Below are 18,791 nucleotides of genomic sequence, written 5' to 3' on the forward strand. Positions count from 1 at the left end.
TTATTGTTTGTATTGTCTATTATTAGTTCCACACGTTAAAATATTTATTTGTGAATATTTAATTATAACTCTATTCTGCAAAAAGTTATTGCAAGAACACCTATAAAATATTCATTTTAACTACTTTCGTATTATGCTTTATATGCATAAAATTGACCCATGAAAATAGTATTAAGCTCCATATATCCTTATGTGTTTTCGGCATTATTTTTAATGTTGCCATTTGATGAATACGCACGTTCGTTGCCTAATATTTTATTAATTATTCTGCTTGTGGCATTTCCGTCAGTAATAGAAAAAGCAGATTTCTCTCGTATCAAGAAAACGCCATTTTTTATATTTTGTGCTTTTGCTTTATACCTTGTTCTAAACACATTATTTACAGGCAGATCTGAAACTAATTTTGCGGTAGTCAATAAAGTATTGGTTTCTCTAGGGTTGGTTATACTATACCTTCCAGTTAGAGATATAAAAAAGGTGAATAAGGCCATTATTTTTTCAGCATTAGCTGCGATTCTCTTCTCTATGTATAGTATTGTACTAGTTATTAATCAAGAAGGAATTTTTAATATAGGAAATCCATTACGTTCTGTAGACACATTACTTATAGACCGCCAGTACTTGGGATTGTTAAGTGTTATAAGCATTCTTGTTTCGTATTGGAGTATGAAAAAAACATACGATGCCAACAATAAATACTACCTCGCTAATATTATAATCAATTTACTATTCGTATTTCTAATTGTTTCAAGATATGCGGTTGTAGCACTTTTAGTTTTAGCGCTTGTAAAACAATTTTATGGGCAGAAAAGAGGACTTAGATTAGGCATTGCAATTGCTGCAATCGCTGTACTATCGGTTATAGTTTATAGTATTAAAGACACCTCTGCAAAACGATTTATTTATGCTGAAGATTACGCAACGAATGCGTTATTAGTAAAAGACAATAACTCATTTGATCCCCGTAAAGAAATTTGGTCTTGCGCTGTATCAATAATTAAAGATGAAGGATTGTTAGTTAGTGGATTAGGATTCGAAGGAACAAAAAACACATTAAAAAATTGTTATCAAGAACAAATACAAGATGCCAATACAAAGGAGTGGTTTTCTAAGAAAAAATATAATAGCCATAATCAATTTCTAGACTTTTTAATGAGTTCAGGGATTATAGCGCTTGCACTATTATTATTATGGGTTATTTATACTTTTTTCAAAAACCGCAACAATTACAATTTAACCGCTTTTCTAATTGCAATTGTGGCTTTTGGAATGATTGAAAATTTCTTTCATCGACAAATAGGAGCCTACTATTTTGGATTTTTCTTAATTATATTACTCATTGAGCACAAGAAAAGTATTGCTTCAAAAACATCATTATAGCTGCACAATTAATGGATAAAAAACTTAAAATAATACACGTACTCCATTCGGTTGGCGGTGTAGATGTTTCATTACGTTTAATCACAGAAAATATAAATTCGGCTGCTTTCGAAACGATAATTATTCACGGAAAGACAGATTCTAAAAAACCATATTTAAGTAATACTTCGGAAATTTTAAAGGAATTTAAACTCCCAATAGACAGAGAAATCAGTCCTGTAAATGATTTAAAAGCTATTATTGCAACGGCTAGAATATTTCGGAATGAAAAACCAGATGTAGTACACGCACATAGTGCTAAAGGAGGTATTATTGCTAGAGCAGCATCAATATTTTACAAAGTGCCAGTTTTGCACACTCCACAAGCTTATTCTTTTATGAGTGAGCCTAAAGGCTTTAAAAGAAAAGTTTTTTTAGGAATTGAACAATTTTTCAAGAACATAAATTCAACGTTAGTTGCATCATCAAATTCTGAAAGAAATAGAGGGATAAAAGAAGTAGGTTATAAAGTGTCAAAAGCACTAAATTTTAATAACAGTATTAACCCTGTACTAAATACAGATATTTCACTTGGAGATCTCAAGTTACCAGCTAATTACATTTGTACAGTAGGCAGACCATCGTTTCAAAAAAATATTGAAATGATGATTGAAGTATTAAAAGTGCTAAAAACAAAGCAACCAAACATACATCTTGTACTCATGGGAGTAGGGGAATATAGCCCTAATAAAGAAGCTGTCGAAAAATTAATTTCAACATACGGGCTTGAAGATAACGTTACAATGATTTCATGGATTGAACGCGAAAAGATTTTTAAGCTTATTAAAATGTCGCAACTATACATTTCTACAGCACGTTACGAAGGTTTGCCATACTCAATAATTGAATCTTTAGCCTTGGGTAAAGCTTGTGTAGTTTCAGATTGTGATGGAAATAGAGATTTAGTTGTCGATAGCCATAATGGATATGTGATTAAAGATGGTATGGCGGTTACTATGGCAAATCGTATTTTTGCACTTTTGGAGGATAGTACACTAAGAGAGCAATTTGAGAAAAATGCCTTAGTTCGCTTTGAAAAGCATTTCAATATCGAGAACAATATTAGTAACCTCGAAGCGATTTATAAAGAAGCGAGTGCTTAATGAAAGCACCATTAATGAAATTGAATTATAATTAAAAGATACTCACACGAGTGCGCAGATTATGAAAATAACAGTAGTAGGAACAGGATATGTAGGATTAGTAACAGGAACCTGCCTTGCCGAAACCGGTAATGAGGTGGTATGTGTTGATATAGATAAAGAGAAAATAGCTAAAATGCGCAACGGTGTGGTACCCATTTATGAGCCACATTTAGACGTGTTGTTTGACCGAAATATTAAAGCGGGAAGATTAACTTTTACAACATCATTAGACGAAGGCCTTGAACATGGCGAGATTATTTTCCTTGCACTACCAACACCAGAAGACGAAGACGGAAGTGCAGATTTACGTTATGTTTTAGGCGTAAGCGAAGACATAGGTAAAAAGATAAAAAGCTATAAAGTAATTGTAGATAAAAGTACAGTGCCTGTAGGTACTGCAGATAAAGTACAGGCTACAATTAGTAAACACGCTGGTTGTGAATTTAATGTGGTGTCAAACCCAGAATTTTTAAGAGAAGGGTTTGCGGTAGACGATTTTTTAAAACCTGAACGTATTGTTGTAGGCTCTAGTAGTGATCGAGCAACTGCTTTAATGCAAAAATTATACAAACCATTTGTACGCAGCGGCAACCCTATTATCATCATGGATGAGAAAAGTGCTGAGTTAACTAAATATGCTGCAAATGCATTTTTAGCAACCAAAATTACGTTCATGAACGAGATTGCTAACTACTGTGAAAAAGTAGGTGCAGATGTTGATAAAGTAAGAGTAGGTATGGGTACCGATAGTCGTATCGGAAAACGTTTCTTATTCCCAGGAATAGGATATGGAGGGTCTTGTTTTCCAAAAGACGTTAAAGCACTTCAAAAAGCAGGAAGTGATGCTAATTACGACTTTAAAATACTTGACAGTGTTATAGAAGTTAATGAAACACAGAAAACCATATTATTGCCAAAAATTGAATCACATTTTAATGGAGATTTAAATGGAAAAACAATAGCAATATGGGGATTAGCTTTTAAACCAGAAACAGACGATATTCGCGAAGCACCATCGTTGTATATGATGAAGGGACTGCTTGAAAGAGGAGCAACACTTCAGGTGTTTGACCCTGAGGCAATGCCAAACATAAAAAAACGATTTGAAGATACTTTATCATACGCATCTGGAATGTACGAAGCATTAGAAAATGCAGATGCATTATTAATTTGTACAGAGTGGAGTATTTTTAGAACACCAGATTTTGCTAAAGTTAGCAAACTACTTACAAATAAAGTAATATTTGATGGTCGTAACCTTTACGACACTAACGATATGAAAGCAGAAGACTTTACGTATATATCAATAGGTAGATAATCGGTTTTTAGACCTCACTCTAGAGTTAAAATAATAGATAGATTGCCAAGAAAACATACTATGAAAAAAACAATACTTATCACAGGTGCAGCAGGATTTTTAGGTTCTCACTTGTGCGATCGTTTTATAAAAGAAGGGTTTAAAGTATTAGGGATGGACAACCTTATTACTGGAGATAAAAAAAATATAGAACACTTATTTCAGTTAGAGGATTTTGAATTTTACCATCACGATGTTACAAAATTTGTCCACGTACCTGGAAATGTTGATTATATTATGCATTTTGCTTCTCCTGCAAGCCCTATCGACTATCTTAAAATACCAATCCAAACGCTAAAAGTTGGGTCTTTAGGAACACACAATCTTCTAGGTTTAGCAAAAGAGAAAGGAGCACGGTTTATGATTGCTTCTACCAGTGAAATTTATGGAGATCCATTAGTACACCCACAAAAGGAAACGTACTACGGAAATGTTAATACAATAGGACCTCGTGGCGTTTATGATGAAGCAAAGCGCTTTCAAGAATCAATTACTATGGCATACCATAGTTTCCACGGCTTAGACACTAGAATAGCACGTATATTTAATACCTATGGGCCAAGAATGCGTCTAAATGACGGACGTGTAATTCCAGCTTTTATTGGGCAGGCTTTAAGAGGAGAAGATTTAACGGTGTTTGGTGATGGAATGCAAACACGTTCTTTCTGTTATGTGGATGATCAAGTTGAAGGATTGTATCGTTTATTAATGAGCGACTACACACATCCAGTAAATATTGGTAACCCAGACGAGATTACCATACTTGATTTTGCACAGGAAATTATAAAACTTACAGGTACAGATCAAAAAATAGTTTTTAAAGAACTTCCTAAGGACGATCCATTACAACGAGAACCAGACATAACGCTTGCGAGAGAACTTCTAGGTTGGGAACCTAAAGTCTCTAGGGCAGAAGGAATGAAAATAACGTATGAGTATTTTAAAAGCTTATCAAAAGAAGAGCTTGAAAAAAGTGAGCACAAAGATTTCTCAAAGCATATTCGCTCTTAATGATATTTAAAAAAGGTAGATATTCAGGCTTTTTGAGGCCCATTTCGTATGTCATCGATTTAGTGGTGATACACGTGCTTGCCTATTTGTTTTTTGGCGGTGGGATTGAGTTTGTAAATTATATAATTTTTATTTCGGGTGCTTGGATTGTTTCAACACTCATCTTAAATTTTTATGAAATTTATCGCTTTACTAAGTATATTAAAATACTCTCTTTAATAGTAAAACAAACCTTAGTTTTCTTACTTATTGTATATGCATTTTATGGGTATTACAGTGAGTTAATGGAAGACTCAGGAGTCATTTTTAAGTATTCTTTAGTGACAATGGGGGTTATTTCGGTTATTAAAATTGCCATATTTTACCTTCTTAAAAAATACCGCCGCTTATTAGGTGGTAACGTTCGCAAAGTTGTTATAGTTGGGTTGAATGATAAAACAAAAGAGCTTGAGAACTTTTTTAATGATAGCCCAGAATATGGCTATAGTCTTGTAAAATCATTTGTTGTTAAAGGTGCTAATAAAACATCACAAGAGGAAATATTAAAATTTCTTACAACTAACATTGTAGACGAAATTTATTGTTCGGTTGGAGATTTAAACGAAGAAGAAATGGCTGCATTAATTGATTTTGCAGACAACAATCTTAAAGTATTAAAGTTTCTGCCAGATAATAAAGAGATTTATGGAAAACAGCTGGATTTTACTTACTACGGCTACGTTCCTGTTTTATCTTTACGTAAAATACCCATTGATGAGCCTATAAATAAATTCATAAAACGCCTTTTTGATATAGTAATGTCACTTTTAGTAATTGTTGGAGTGTTATCTTGGCTAACCCCAATTTTAGGAATATTTATTAAATTGGGATCTAAGGGACCTATTTTCTTTAAACAGAAACGTAATGGACTTGATTATAAAGAGTTTTATTGTTACAAGTTTAGGTCAATGAAACCTAACCCTACAGCAGATTTACACCAAGTAAAAAAAGGTGATGAACGTATTACGAGAGTAGGGAAAATTATTAGAAAAACAAGTATGGATGAGTTACCGCAATTTATCAATGTATTGCGCGGTGATATGAGTGTAGTAGGGCCTCGACCACATATGGTAAGTCACACACACATGTATGCCGAGCGCATAGATAAATTTATGGTTCGACATTTCATAAAACCTGGAATTACTGGACTTGCACAAACTAGTGGGTATCGTGGTGAAGTAGAAAGTGATGAGGATATAATTAATCGTGTAAAATTTGATATTTACTATTTAGAAAATTGGTCTTTAATTATGGATCTTAAAATAGTATTCCAAACAGTTTATAATGCCGTTAAAGGAGAAGAAAAAGCATACTAAAACTTTAGAGCAACCGCTCGTTTCCATTATCACTCCGCTGTATAATGCAGCTAACTACATTACCAAAACAATAGTATCTGTTCAACAACAATCGCACACCAATTGGGAGTTATTAATTGTTGATGATTGCTCTACGGACAACGGATTAGAAATTGCTAAATCAATTGCAAAAACAGATTCGAGAATACATATTTATTCCCAAAAATCTAATCAAGGCGCAGCAGTATGTCGCAACAAAGCGACAGAGACGGCTAGGGGAGATTATATTGCGTTTTTAGACGCAGACGACCTTTGGCTCAGCTCTAAGCTCGAAAAGCAATTAAACGCTATGAAAACAGCAAATAATCCTGTTTGCTATTCAAGTTATGTGCAAATTGATGCTAGTGGGCAATTGTTAGGAAAACGCATTAAAGCCTTACCAGAATTATCATATAAAAAAGAGCGAAGTAATAATTACCTCGGAAATTTGACAGGCATTTACAATTGTGCTGTTTTAGGTAAAATTATAGCCCCAAATATTAGGAAACGCCAAGACTGGGCAGTATGGCTAATGGCAATAGAAAAAAGCGGAAAGCCAGCCCTTGGGATACAAGAGGATTTAGCCTACTATCGTGTTCACGATGGAAATATGAGTTCTAATAAATGGAAACTTGTCAACTATAATTACAAATTTTACAGAACTTTTTTAGGCTATTCTGTTTTAAAATCACTTTGGTTTTTGCTCTTGTTTTTTAGAGCGTATTTTATTGAACGACCTAAATTAATTGAGCGATATTAAAAAACAGATTATTGATTTCTATTAAAAGCAACAGTTAAATTACGAAGGATAACGGTTAAAAACTGTGCGACATCATATGGTTTTAAAATAATATCATTCATACCGGCGTCTAAAATAGCTTTTCTAGCCTCTTCTATTTCAACAGCGGTTAATGCAATAATAGGAGTTTTATCATCAAATGAACGAATTACTTTAGTTGCTTCAACACCTCCCATTACGGGCATATGTATGTCCATTAATATTAAACCGAAATCTTGTTTTTGAGCTAAAGTAACGGCCTCTTGTCCATCGTCTGCAAGGCTAGTTTTGAAACTTCTTGATTGTAAAATTTTCTGTGTCACCTTTTGATTGATCTTGTTGTCATCTACTATTAGAATATGAACATTCTCAAACGAAGGTGTTTGTTTACTTGTAGCAAGTAGTTCCTCAGCTTCAGTGTCAACTGTTGAGGTGTTTTCTTCTAGTGGTATAATAAATGAAAAAATAGCGCCTCTTCCCACATCACTTTGTAGGGCTATTTCACTGCCAAAAACATCAAGTAATTTTTTAACAATTGGCAGTCCAAGACCTGTACCTTGATAATTATAGTTGTTGTTTTCAACTTGTGAAAATTCCTCAAAAATAGAAGCTTGCTTTTCTTTGGGAATCCCAATTCCATTGTCTTTAATAAAAAACTGCGTTCTGTAAACGCCATCCCTAGTACGTTCAACTAGTTTGATGATAATTTCGATAGTTCCATTTTCATTAAACTTAACGGCATTTCCAACTAAGTTCATTAATATTTGAGAGAGCTTAATAGAATCGCCTAAAAGACGTCTTGGTATGGCTTCATCAATAACAACGTTTATTTTATTATTATTTTGTTGTAGGCTAAATGAAAACGAGTTGACAATACTTTCCACAAGCTTCTTGAGGCTAAACGGAGTTTTCTCTAACTTCATTCCTTGAGCATCAGCTTTGTTTAAAGTCAATACATCATTAATTAAAGCAAGTAAATAATCTGCTGAAAATTTAAGAGATTTTAAATCATCTTTATGCGATTTAAGTTCAACGTCATCAAGCAATATTGAAGATAGACCAATTACACCATAAAGCGGAGTTCTCAATTCGTGACTCACTGTTGAGAAAAACTGTGTTTTAAGTTTAGAGAGGCGCTCTGCATTTTCCTTAGCCTCGGTGAGTTCTATATTTTGTTCGCGAAGTCTGTTGATGAGCTTACGTCTACTTCTATAAAGCAAAAACACACTCAATAAGCCCAAAAGGAGTATGATACTTATTACAATGAAAAAGATAGAAACCTCTTTACTTTTTGAAACAAGTGTATCTGATATTATCTGTTCTTTTTTGGCTAACTCAGCTTCTTGTTGAAACTGTTGTAGTTTATGTTTTGTACTTGTTTCAGCTAATTGTTGTTTTCTAATTAATTTTTCGTGTTCTATCCTAAACTCATTTTCTTTTTTAATACTTGCGATAGCTTCAGTTAAATCGCCATTTTTCTCATAAGCAATAGATAAATATTTTTGTGCTTCATATGCTTCTTCTAGAAAATTTCCGCTTGAAGCTCTTTCGGCAGCACTTTTTAATATGTCTATAGCTCTATTGAGGTCAGTGTTTCTGTATAAATGATACCTTCCTCTTAAAACATCTAGTCCAATACTGTATAAGGGGTGAAGCGTTGTGTCATTCTCAATGGCGTTTCTTGAATAATTTAAATAGGGTAGTGCTTGATTTAACTCTTTTAAATTAAGATGCGTCCAAGCAAGATTAATATTATTAATAATAATACCAAGCTTTGGTTTTCCATCTCTATTGTTAAATGATAAACTTTTTTTGAAATTTGTTTGTGCTTCAATTACATTACCATCTAACACCATTATTGCATTTCCAATGTCGTTGTAAACATCAGCAATAACAGTGTCGTTTTTTGCTTTTTTAGCGAACTCGAGAGATCTATTATAAAAATCAAAACAATTAATAGAGTCTTTCATGGAGAGATAAATAGCTCCAAGTCTTGAATATCCTAATGAGGTATAATGATCGTTTTTTTGATCTATAGAAAGTTTAATTAACCCATCACTTTCAGCAATGGCACCAGCATAGTCATAGTTATACGAAAGTCTGTGTGTGCTTTCATACAAACTATCTAATGTTCTGAGCGTTTGCGGGGAAGTTTGACTGTTAGAAATAAATGGTGAGATTATTACCACTAACAGCAATATATAGTGTTGACTTTTAGTCATTAGGTTAGTTTAGTTAACCCAAATTTAACAATTCTAGGCTCCTAGCAAAAACAATGTGTAATAAAACACCACTTCTTATACTATCTTCGCTTTTATGGATTGTTATTTTTTACAGACTGAAATTGGAATACTCGAAATTAAAGGAAATGATGAGGGATTATTTTCTGTTCTTTTTGCTATTGATTCACCCCAGAATATTTCAGATATAATACCTGATAGCCTCAAACAAACCGTTAGACAATTACAAGAATATTTTGATGGTAAACGCGAAAGCTTTGAGCTGAAATTAAACCCTCAGGGAACAGATTTTCAGAAAAAAGTTTGGCAACATTTACGGTCTATTGATTTTGGTAAAACAAAATCATATCAGCAAATGGCATACGAGCTTGGAGATCCTAAAGTTATTAGAGCGGCTGCTTCAGCTAACGGAAAAAATCCAATTTCAATAATAATACCTTGCCATAGGGTAATTGGTAGCGATGGTTCACTTACGGGATATGCCGGAGGGTTACATCGAAAAAAATGGTTGTTAGCATTAGAAAGTCCAGTAACTCAGGGGTCACTATTTTAGTTTCCACCGCAAATGGAATCGTATTTAAGCATTAGGTCAATCATAGGTTGAGAAACACGTTTGTAATAATGCGCATCTAACTCATCTTCTTGAACTTCTTCGCTAAAGTTTTTAGTTCTTTTTTCAATTTCTTTAAGCTCCTTTTTAAGTTCTTTCCACGGAACTCTTAGTGTTTCAACATCGAAACTTTCTAAATAGGTTAACATTTTAGGGCAAGATTTGAAAGCTTCTTTAAGTGCCTTTTCAGTTCTCAATTTGGTTTTATTTGTTTTAATTACAGTGAAATAACCATAGTCAAAAGCAAACATTACTGTATCACTACCGTGTTTTTGTATATAAAACAACCTAATATTCTTCTTTTTTCTTCCTCCAGCACTAATAAAAAAGGCATGAAGATTTAGTGTATTTCCTTCATGGATTTGTTGCATCCACAATTTTCTATTTCTATCCTCGATTTCAATATCACCATTGGCTAGTAATACTTTATACTGCTTAAATGTTCGAGTGCCATTTTCATCTGTAATAGTGACACTTTCAACATCTTTTGCGTAAAAAACACGACGATTAAAGCTAGTATCTAGTAATTCAAATTTATCATCGTTAAGACCAAAATGTTCTTCAAATTTCCCAAATGGATGATCCCATTCACTTCCTTCAAAAACAACATTTAAAAATTCGGAAATCTTCCCTTCTACAACTTCGCCATCTTTAAGAACAACGACACCGTCGTTATATTCATTTCCCAGTTTAATACCTTGTGAGAAGCTTATAAATGAAATTAGTAATAATGATAATAGCGAAATTTTTTTCATCAAATAGGATTTAACTTCGTAAAGATAAATATCTTTAAACCGAAACACATCCATAACTACATGAAGAAACTGTTAATTAGCGTTTTAATTTTTATAGCCTTTATTGTAAGCCTAGCATATATTACAGATTACGATTACATTTTAAAAGGAGTGAGGGTTGTGTATCTAACAGGCCGAACAACTGCCTACATTGATGATGCGCCACATTTTGAAAATGACAGTATAAATGCAAGTTCTAAACCTCAACCTTGGCCATCGCACACATTGCTAGGAAAAATAAAACCCACCAATACATTAACTACTATAAATGATGAGTTAGGTACAGTAGCATTTCTACTTATTAAAAATGATAGTATAATTTATGAGAATTATGCTGAAAATTATTCGGTAACATCTCAAACTAATGCTTTTTCAATGTCTAAAAGTATCATTACGGCACTTTTGGGAAAAGCAATAAAAGATGGTTTTATTAAAAACTTAAATCAACCAGTAGCCGATTTTATTCCGAAGTTTGGTAACGGTGTAACCGTAGGCGATTTATCCTCCATGGCATCTGGTTTAAACTGGGATGAGAGTTATAAAAGCCCATTTAGTACTACCGCAAGAGCCTACTATGATGATGATCTAGCCGAAACAATGTTTGACTTGGCAATTACTGAAACTCCGGGAGAATCTTTTGAATACTTAAGCGGAAGTACTCAGTTACTAGGAATGGTAATTGAGAAAGCAACTAACATGACTATTAGTTCTTATTTGCAACAAGCTTTTTATGAGCCAATGGGATTTGAACAACCTGCCACTTGGCAAGTTGATGATGCTGAACATCGCCTGGCTAAAATGTATTGTTGCTTAGCGAGTAATGCTAGGGATTATGCGCGATTCGGTAAACTTTTTAAAGACTTCGGAAATTTTAATGGGGAACAATTGTTAGATTCAACATTTGTAGCTAAAGCAATAAAACCTAGATTTGAAGTGAGTCCTGAGTACGGCTATGGGTTTTGGTTAAGTAACTATTTAGACAAGGAAATTTTTGTGATGCGTGGTATTTTAGGACAGTATGTAATTACCATTCCGGAAGATAATTTAATAATTGTTAGACTAGGACATCAACGAGGAGGCCCATCAGGATTGCCTTTTACTACTGACTTTTATACATATATTGAAGAAGCATATGCAATGTTAAAACTCAATTAATTTTATTTTCCGTAGTTTTAACTAGACTCCCCTACAAAGAATATCACCTTTATGCTTAAACGAATAAACCTAGAACACATCCTTTTTTTGGATATAGAAACTGTACCCAAATTTGAAAATTATTCAAGTTTAGATGATACAACCAAGCTTCTTTGGGAACAAAAAACCAAGTATCAACGTAAAGAAGAATTTACTGCTGAAGAGTTTTATGACCGTGCAGGAATTTGGGCTGAATTTGGAATTATAGTTTGTATTTCTGTAGGTTACTTTAAAATTGAAGGAGACACTAGAAATTTTAGAGTCACTTCTTTTAAAGGAGAGGAATTAAATATTCTACAAGATTTTAAAACCCTACTAGAGCTTCATTTTAAAAAATCGAATCATTTATTATGTGCTCATAATGGGAAAGAATTCGATTTTCCATACATAGCACGACGAATGATTATCCACGGAATTGATTTGCCAAGTAAGCTAAATTTGTTTGGAAAAAAGCCCTGGGAAATTCCGCATTTAGATACACTTGAGTTGTGGAAATTTGGAGACTATAAAACATTTACATCTTTAAAGTTGATGGCACATGTGCTTGGAATACCTTCTCCAAAGGATGATATTGACGGAAGTCAAGTTAGAGATGTGTTTTACAACGACGGTAATATTGACCGAATAGCAACCTACTGCGAAAAAGATACCATAACGGTAGCCCAAATTTTATTAAAACTTAGAAATGAACCATTATTAGTTGAAAATGAACTAAAGTTTGTTTGAGAATAACGAATGTCAATCTAATAATATTTCGGCTTTGCCATACATATAAAAAACCCCAACTCAAATGAGCTGGGGTTCTTTCTATTAATAATGGTATTTAGTATTACTCCTTTACAAATCGTTCTACAAAAGTAGTTTGATCTGTATGTACTTCAAGCATATAAACACCGCTAGCTAAAAGACTAACATCTAGTGTTTGTGTAAAAGCGCCAGACAAAACAACTTGTCCCGTTAGATTGTAAACAACATAGTCTTTAGCAGTACTCCCTAGTACTTCAATGTTTAAAACACCTTGAGTTACTGGGTTAGGGTACATTGTAAAATTACCTACTGGAGGTCCGTCATTTGTAATTCCTTCAGATTGCGTGCTGTTTGAGCTCTGCGTTCCACAAGAACCTAGGTTAGTCCATCCAGAAGTTGTACGCTCATAAAGAGAACCGTTGTACGTTACTCTATCTCCTGTTGAATAACTTGTACTGCTATTATATGCTGCAACCCCAGCACATTGATCTACAGATGTAGCTACTCTAAAATTATCAATTGCAATATCAGCTTGCCAAGTTGCCCCTGTTAATCTATTGAAACGTAATTGAACATTTCCGCCAGTATATGCAGATAAATCTACAGTTTCCTCTAACCAAGTATTGCCTTGATTACCTGTTTTAGTCCATAAGGCTGTCCATGAACTACCGTTGTTAGAACTAGCTTCAAGCGTAATACTTCCCATATCTGCTGCACCATACATATGGTAGCTAAAAGTTGCGAAAGCTTGAGTTTCTCCACTTAAATCTAAACAAGGCGAGTCTAAAATTGCTCTTTTATTAGGGTATCCAGTTCCACTTCCTGAAGCTTCAACAAACATATACCAAGTTCCCGATGCACCATTTGAAGGTCCAGTACTACTTGATGGTGTTCCACCAGAATCGCGAGTCCAATCAATATCATCATCACTAGATTGTGACCAAGATCCTAATCCACTTTCAAAACTTTCACTGTAAGGGAATGCTGCAATTCCATTTATACAACCTCCTGAAGAACCTCCAGGTGTAGTAATGTTAAGTGTATTACTATTTCCTGAAATATTACCAGCAGCATCTTTAGCTCTAACATTGAAAGAGTAACCAGTAGCAGCGGTTAATCCTGTTACGTTTGCAGATGTTCCAGTTACCTCCCCTAATAGTGCTGTTCCTTGGTACACATCGTATGCGACAACCGCTACATTATCCGTTGAAGCAGTCCAGTTTAATGTTACTGATGTTTCGGCTATATTTGAAGCAGTTAAGTTTGTTGGATTACTTGGTGCCTGTGTGTCTGCAGCAGCAGCAGCTATTGTCACTGTATAATCTTCAACTTCACCATATGTAAACGATTGGCAAGAAGTTGGGATAGCGTTATACTGCATAGCAACTCTCATTCTTGTGGCTCCTAGTGATGCACTTGTAGGAATAGTAAACGAACCACTGTTAGGTGTATCCTTAGAAGGAGCTTTAGACCAGACTAATTCTCCCGCATCTGTAAAATCTCCATCTTTATTATAATCAATCCATACAGCGTAAGCTTCATCATAAATAGTTCCTGTCCACGTTGGTGTTACAGTAACGGTATAAGGATTACCTTGTGATAAGGTTGTAGAGATATTTGTAAAATCAGAATAAAACTGTGCTCCACTTGCGTTATTAATAGTGTTTAATTGAACTCTAGAAATATATTCATCGTTAGTATTTGTACTTGCAGATGAACAATAGGTTATTCCTTGTACAGTTGTTGTAGCATTTGCTGTATTACTATATCCAGAAACATTTCCTGCTGCATCTTTAGCGCGTACTCTAAAAGAATAAGCTGTAGAAGGAGATAATCCAGTAACTGTATAAGAAGTTCCACTTACAGTAGCTATAACATTTGTTCCTTGATATACATCGTATCCAGAAACAGCTACATTGTCTGTAGAAGCATTCCAGTTTAATCCAACGGTGCTACTTGTTGCTCCTGAAGCTACTAATGAAGTAGGTGTGCTAGGTGCTTGAGTATCTGCTACAGAATTTCCAAGACCAGTAACAATTAAACTGAAAGCTTGGCTACCGCTGCTTAATGATCCTTTATGAGTTACAGTTATAGTGTATGTTCCAGAAGCATTTGCTACGTCTACACGCTCATAATTGTCTTTAGTATTATCTCCTTTACCGTTTGTTGTTACTCCTGTTAATCTCCAAGGAGAGAATGTAGCACCACCTTGAGTAACTCTTACATCTAAATCATTTACTAAGGCTGCGGTTCCTGAATTTGTTCCATTATTAACAGCTCCTGCAACATCTGTCCAAGATATTGAAGCAAATAAATCGTTTACACCGTCAGACTGAACTTGTACGCTATATGATTGACCAGAGTTTAAAACTCTTTCTTCAACTTTAGTAGCTGCTCCATTTGCTGAAATAACCTCAGCTGCTTTTTTTGTATTCATTAATCCCCATCCATAAATAGCATCAGGTCCTGTCGCTCCAGCATCATCAGCTGTGTGTAACGCGACACCTTTTAATGTTGCAGAACGCATAAAACTTCCATTTAAGCTATTGTAATGTTGTTGTAATAATAACAAAGATCCTGTAACATTTGGCGATGCCATTGATGTTCCTGTTATGCTTGCATATGCAGTATTGCTACTTTCGTATGTAGAATAAACAGATGTTCCGTTACCAGTTATATCTGGCTTTATGCGGTAATCGTCTGTTGGACCTTCACTACTTGAGCTATTGATAGAAACACTTATTAAATCTCCATTGTTAGCAATATTTGCATCTTGTGCATTTGCAACAACCATGTTGTTTTTTGAAGTAGCGTGACCAGTTAATTTATCGTAAGCAGAGTTTCCCCCTAGAGGATTTCCGTTGTAGTTAGTACTTCCATCATTACCTGCTGCAACAACCATCAAGTAATAAGGAGCATTATACATAACATTATCCCAATCTCTAGAATCTTGAATATATGCACCAAAATATTGATCTGGAACTAAGTCACTTCTAAAACCATAACTGTGATTAGAAAGTAACATTCCATTAGCAGCCGCGGCTGTAGCTTCAGCTACATCATTATTCCACATATAACCATTTACCTTAGATTGTGGAGCCATTCCTTTTGCTGAAGCCTGTACTCCAGATGCGGTAATTGTTCCGGTAACATGCGCGGCATGAAAATTAAGTTGTGTTCCACCTTCTGAGGCTGCATCTTGAATGGTAACTCTATTTGTACCACCAGCACCATCGTACTCTTGGTGAGAAGCACGAGCGTGACCTCCATCCCATACGTATGCAGTCATATTTTGACCATCTAAGTTTAGACCTAAACTACCGCCAATGTTAAGGTGATTTGCTCTAGTTGACCTAGCTGCAGCAACATTAAATGTACGATAATAAATAGGGCTTCCATCTTCAGCAAAACGTTGTAGCTCTGCAAAACCACCATCTTCAAGTGTTAATTTTACAGGAATGTTTTGTGATTGTGCAAGTTGGATTGCACTTTGTTTTTGTGAGTCGTATTGTTGATTAAAATCTGCTTCGAGAATAGTTAGTTGAGCAACGTTTGACTTATTTTGGATACTTAGTCGTTCTGCTGTTGTTTGAGCATTTAAAGCCCCTGAGGAAACAAGCAGAAGGCCTGAAGCGATTAAACTAAATAGTGAATAATTGTTTTTCATCGTAGTTAGGTATTTTAGATTAGTAAAAAAAAATGTTAGTAAATGGTGTAGATATTCTTGAAGTGTTACACGTATTTATAACATTTAGGGTACTATCATCATTTGATTGTCAAAACGTGATAAATAGGTTTTGTTTCAATCTATTAGATGAGGTGATTGTTTCACATTTCTTTTTATATCAATACGGTGTTGCGCATATAAATTTTCGTTTATTAATACAAAGAATCAATTGTTGGTTGAAGAAATGTTTAGCATTTTGTTCTTTTAATTCATAAATCTTTAAAATTTTAGTTAAAATATTAAGGTTTGTCTTGTAAATAAAAGTAAATAATCGATAAAACAAAATTTTATTCGATGTACTACCTCCTTTTTTGTGATTTGCAATTATAATAAACCTGTTTAAGTATCTTTATACCCATATGGATGGCACCTTAATAAAAATTGAAAATCTTAGCATTTCATTTAAAAATGGAAAGAACATCAATACGGCAATATTTGACAGTTCATTCGAAATTTCTAAAAATAAAATTGTAGGAATAGTAGGGGAGTCGGGTAGTGGTAAATCTGTTACTTCTATGGCATTGATGGGTTTATTGCCTAAGAAAAAAGTGCAATTAGCGGGGAGTATAGTTTTTGATGGAGTAGAATTAACTAATCTATCACTCAAAGAGTTCCAAAAAATTAGAGGAAAGCAGATTTCTATGATCTTCCAAGAGCCTATGAGTGCTCTTAACCCTAGTTTATCCTGTGGATTTCAAGTAGCCGAAATATTAAAACAACATAAAATTGTTAAGAATTCTGAAGTAAAAAAGGAAACCCTTCATCTCTTTGAGCAAGTAAAACTTCCTAACCCTAACCAAATTTACAATAGTTACCCTCATCAAATAAGTGGAGGACAAATGCAACGAGTAATGATTGCGATGGCTATTGCATGCAAACCACAATTATTAATCGCTGACGAACCAACAACTGCACTAGATGTTACCGTTCAAAAAGAGATTTTAGAACTACTTAAAGAACTTCAAGTAGCTTATGGAATGAGTTTACTTTTTATATCGCACGATTTGAGTTTGGTTTCTGAAATTGTAGACTCCGTTCTTGTTATGAAAGATGGATATATTGTAGAACAAGGATTAGCTAAAAACGTTTTTAATAATCCTCAACATCCATATACTAAAGCATTATTAGCCTCAAGACCTTCGCTTAACGAACGTCTTAAACAATTGCCAACAATTGCATCAATACAAGATGAAACCTTTAAAAAACAAATTGTAGGCGTAAACCAAAGAGCTATAGCTCATAAAAAACTTTACACTAAAAACCCTATCCTTGAAATTAATAACGTTTCTAAAACGTATATCACAAAAGGAGGTTTGTTTAATAAAGACCGAAATGTGAAAGCGGTGGCAGGAGTTAGTTTTAATGTTTACGAAGGTGAAACTTTGGGTCTAGTAGGTGAATCTGGTTGCGGAAAATCGACCTTAGGAAAAGTCATTTTAAAGTTAGAAGATATAACAAACGGTATAATAAAATACCGAGGTAAAATAATTAATTCGCTAACAAAAAATGAATTAAAAAGCTTTAGAAAAGATATCCAACTCATATTTCAAGATCCTTTTTCATCGTTAAACCCAAGAATAATAATAGGAAAGGCACTTACCGAACCTATGGAAGTTCATAATATAGGAATCAACCAAAAAGAACGTAAAGAAAAAGCACTGGCTTTATTAGAGCGTGTTGGACTTTCTTCAGAATACTATTATAGATACCCACACGAACTTTCTGGTGGGCAAAGACAACGCGTTGGAATCGCACGGACAATTGCTATGGAACCCAAAGTCGTTATTTGTGACGAAAGTGTTTCTGCTTTAGATATTTCGGTGCAAGCTCAAGTGCTTAATTTATTAAACGAACTTAAAGAAGATTTTGGTTTTACGTACATATTTATTTCGCACGACTTAGCAGTTGTAAAGTATATGAGTGATCAATTAGTGGTTATGAATGCTGGTAAAATTGAAGAAATGGGTGATGCAGATGAAGTTTATGCAAATCCAATAAAACCCTACACTCAACGATTAATAAATGCTATTCCTGGTAAGGCTAAAACAACTTCTTAACGACACAATTAGTATAGATTACTAATTTGTTCTGAAAAATTAAAGCATAAAAAAACCCGTTCTAACCTCACAAAGAACGGGCTTATATCCTTATCTGTTTTTGTATCGTAGCAGATTCGGGGGTATTTTTTTAACTATTAATAAACTAAAAATACTTTCATTGCAATATAAAATATGCTCTTTGTTAACCTTACGGTATCTTTTACAGATGTTAAAACCTTTTGCATAGTAGGCAATTCATTTTTGTTTGGGACTGCTAACATACAAGCTCTTTCTAAACTAAAACGATTAAAAACATATATTTTCGACGAAACACACTAAATTTTAACACTCTTTACC

The 18,791-nt window shown here is 34.1% G+C and carries 13 protein-coding genes; 10 read left to right on the forward strand and 3 right to left on the reverse strand.

Annotated elements, in window-relative coordinates:
• Positions 1–159 precede the first annotated feature (159 nt).
• The 6 genes from GBH57_RS03940 to GBH57_RS03965 all read left to right on the forward strand — a co-directional run bounded on the left by GBH57_RS03940 (position 160) and on the right by GBH57_RS03965 (position 7,065).
• A complete protein-coding gene (locus GBH57_RS03940; protein ID WP_151672744.1) occupies positions 160–1,380 on the forward strand; it encodes an O-antigen ligase family protein in 1,221 nt (406 codons plus the stop codon).
• An 11-nt stretch (positions 1,381–1,391) separates the two neighbouring features.
• Positions 1,392–2,522: a glycosyltransferase gene (locus GBH57_RS03945; RefSeq protein WP_151672745.1), complete on the forward strand. Its 1,131-nt coding sequence runs from the start codon at positions 1,392–1,394 to the stop codon at positions 2,520–2,522.
• 61 nt (positions 2,523–2,583) lie between these two features.
• The gene (locus GBH57_RS03950; RefSeq protein WP_151672746.1) at positions 2,584–3,882 is read left to right on the forward strand and encodes a UDP-glucose dehydrogenase family protein; all 1,299 of its coding nucleotides are present in this window, start codon (positions 2,584–2,586) and stop codon (positions 3,880–3,882) included.
• 60 nt (positions 3,883–3,942) lie between these two features.
• A complete protein-coding gene (locus GBH57_RS03955) occupies positions 3,943–4,932 on the forward strand; it encodes a UDP-glucuronic acid decarboxylase family protein (protein WP_151672747.1) in 990 nt (329 codons plus the stop codon).
• Complete coding sequence (locus GBH57_RS03960) at positions 4,932–6,287, forward strand: exopolysaccharide biosynthesis polyprenyl glycosylphosphotransferase (protein WP_151672748.1); 1,356 nt, start codon at positions 4,932–4,934, stop codon at positions 6,285–6,287. The genes GBH57_RS03955 and GBH57_RS03960 overlap by 1 nt, the downstream gene beginning before the upstream one ends.
• On the forward strand, positions 6,256–7,065 hold the full coding sequence (locus GBH57_RS03965; protein WP_151672749.1) for a glycosyltransferase family 2 protein: 810 nt from the start codon (positions 6,256–6,258) through the stop codon (positions 7,063–7,065). Before GBH57_RS03960 ends, GBH57_RS03965 begins: the two co-directional genes overlap by 32 nt.
• Positions 7,066–7,073: 8 nt before the next feature.
• On the opposite strand, the gene GBH57_RS03970 is transcribed toward GBH57_RS03965, so the two are convergent.
• Positions 7,074–9,305, reverse strand: coding sequence for a tetratricopeptide repeat-containing hybrid sensor histidine kinase/response regulator (locus tag GBH57_RS03970; protein WP_151672750.1), 2,232 nt, complete (start codon positions 9,303–9,305; stop codon positions 7,074–7,076).
• Between the two features lie 94 nt (positions 9,306–9,399).
• On the opposite strand from GBH57_RS03970, the gene GBH57_RS03975 reads away from it, so the two are divergent.
• Entirely contained in the window at positions 9,400–9,876 is a 477-nt protein-coding gene (locus tag GBH57_RS03975; protein ID WP_151672751.1) for a methylated-DNA--[protein]-cysteine S-methyltransferase, read from the forward strand.
• On the opposite strand, the gene GBH57_RS03980 is transcribed toward GBH57_RS03975, so the two are convergent.
• Positions 9,873–10,688 (reverse strand): hypothetical protein, encoded by an 816-nt coding sequence (locus GBH57_RS03980; RefSeq protein WP_151672752.1) that lies wholly within the window; start codon positions 10,686–10,688, stop codon positions 9,873–9,875. The genes GBH57_RS03975 and GBH57_RS03980 overlap by 4 nt on opposite strands.
• Before the next feature lie 60 nt (positions 10,689–10,748).
• On the opposite strand from GBH57_RS03980, the gene GBH57_RS03985 reads away from it, so the two are divergent.
• Both GBH57_RS03985 and GBH57_RS03990 read left to right on the forward strand, forming a co-directional pair.
• Complete coding sequence (locus tag GBH57_RS03985) at positions 10,749–11,882, forward strand: serine hydrolase domain-containing protein (protein ID WP_151672753.1); 1,134 nt, start codon at positions 10,749–10,751, stop codon at positions 11,880–11,882.
• A gap of 51 nt (positions 11,883–11,933) precedes the next feature.
• Complete coding sequence (locus tag GBH57_RS03990) at positions 11,934–12,647, forward strand: 3'-5' exonuclease (protein WP_151672754.1); 714 nt, start codon at positions 11,934–11,936, stop codon at positions 12,645–12,647.
• Positions 12,648–12,750: 103 nt separating this feature from the next.
• Here GBH57_RS03990 and GBH57_RS03995 read toward each other — a convergent pair whose 3' ends face one another.
• The gene (locus tag GBH57_RS03995; protein WP_151672755.1) at positions 12,751–16,335 is read right to left on the reverse strand and encodes a S8 family serine peptidase; all 3,585 of its coding nucleotides are present in this window, start codon (positions 16,333–16,335) and stop codon (positions 12,751–12,753) included.
• A 419-nt stretch (positions 16,336–16,754) separates the two neighbouring features.
• Between GBH57_RS03995 and GBH57_RS04000 the strand changes: the two genes are divergently transcribed.
• Complete coding sequence (locus GBH57_RS04000) at positions 16,755–18,452, forward strand: ABC transporter ATP-binding protein (RefSeq protein WP_151672756.1); 1,698 nt, start codon at positions 16,755–16,757, stop codon at positions 18,450–18,452.
• Positions 18,453–18,791: the final 339 nt, after the last annotated feature.

The sequence above is a fragment of the Patiriisocius marinus genome (genome assembly GCF_008974325.1).
Taxonomy (GTDB): Bacteria; Bacteroidota; Bacteroidia; order Flavobacteriales; family Flavobacteriaceae; genus Patiriisocius; species Patiriisocius marinus.

Excerpts from the sequence above, each read along its gene's own strand:
- GBH57_RS03940 (WP_151672744.1), top strand. The coding sequence starts at position 160 with ATGAAAATAGTATTAAGCTCCATATATCCTTATGTGTTTTCGGCATTA.
- GBH57_RS03945 (WP_151672745.1), top strand. The coding sequence starts at position 1,392 with ATGGATAAAAAACTTAAAATAATACACGTACTCCATTCGGTTGGCGGT.
- GBH57_RS03950 (WP_151672746.1), top strand. The coding sequence starts at position 2,584 with ATGAAAATAACAGTAGTAGGAACAGGATATGTAGGATTAGTAACAGGA.
- GBH57_RS03955 (WP_151672747.1), top strand. The coding sequence starts at position 3,943 with ATGAAAAAAACAATACTTATCACAGGTGCAGCAGGATTTTTAGGTTCT.
- GBH57_RS03960 (WP_151672748.1), top strand. The coding sequence starts at position 4,932 with ATGATATTTAAAAAAGGTAGATATTCAGGCTTTTTGAGGCCCATTTCG.
- GBH57_RS03965 (WP_151672749.1), top strand. The coding sequence starts at position 6,256 with ATGCCGTTAAAGGAGAAGAAAAAGCATACTAAAACTTTAGAGCAACCG.
- GBH57_RS03970 (WP_151672750.1), bottom strand. The coding sequence starts at position 9,305 with ATGACTAAAAGTCAACACTATATATTGCTGTTAGTGGTAATAATCTCA.
- GBH57_RS03975 (WP_151672751.1), top strand. The coding sequence starts at position 9,400 with ATGGATTGTTATTTTTTACAGACTGAAATTGGAATACTCGAAATTAAA.
- GBH57_RS03980 (WP_151672752.1), bottom strand. The coding sequence starts at position 10,688 with ATGAAAAAAATTTCGCTATTATCATTATTACTAATTTCATTTATAAGC.
- GBH57_RS03985 (WP_151672753.1), top strand. The coding sequence starts at position 10,749 with ATGAAGAAACTGTTAATTAGCGTTTTAATTTTTATAGCCTTTATTGTA.
- GBH57_RS03990 (WP_151672754.1), top strand. The coding sequence starts at position 11,934 with ATGCTTAAACGAATAAACCTAGAACACATCCTTTTTTTGGATATAGAA.
- GBH57_RS03995 (WP_151672755.1), bottom strand. The coding sequence starts at position 16,335 with ATGAAAAACAATTATTCACTATTTAGTTTAATCGCTTCAGGCCTTCTG.
- GBH57_RS04000 (WP_151672756.1), top strand. The coding sequence starts at position 16,755 with ATGGATGGCACCTTAATAAAAATTGAAAATCTTAGCATTTCATTTAAA.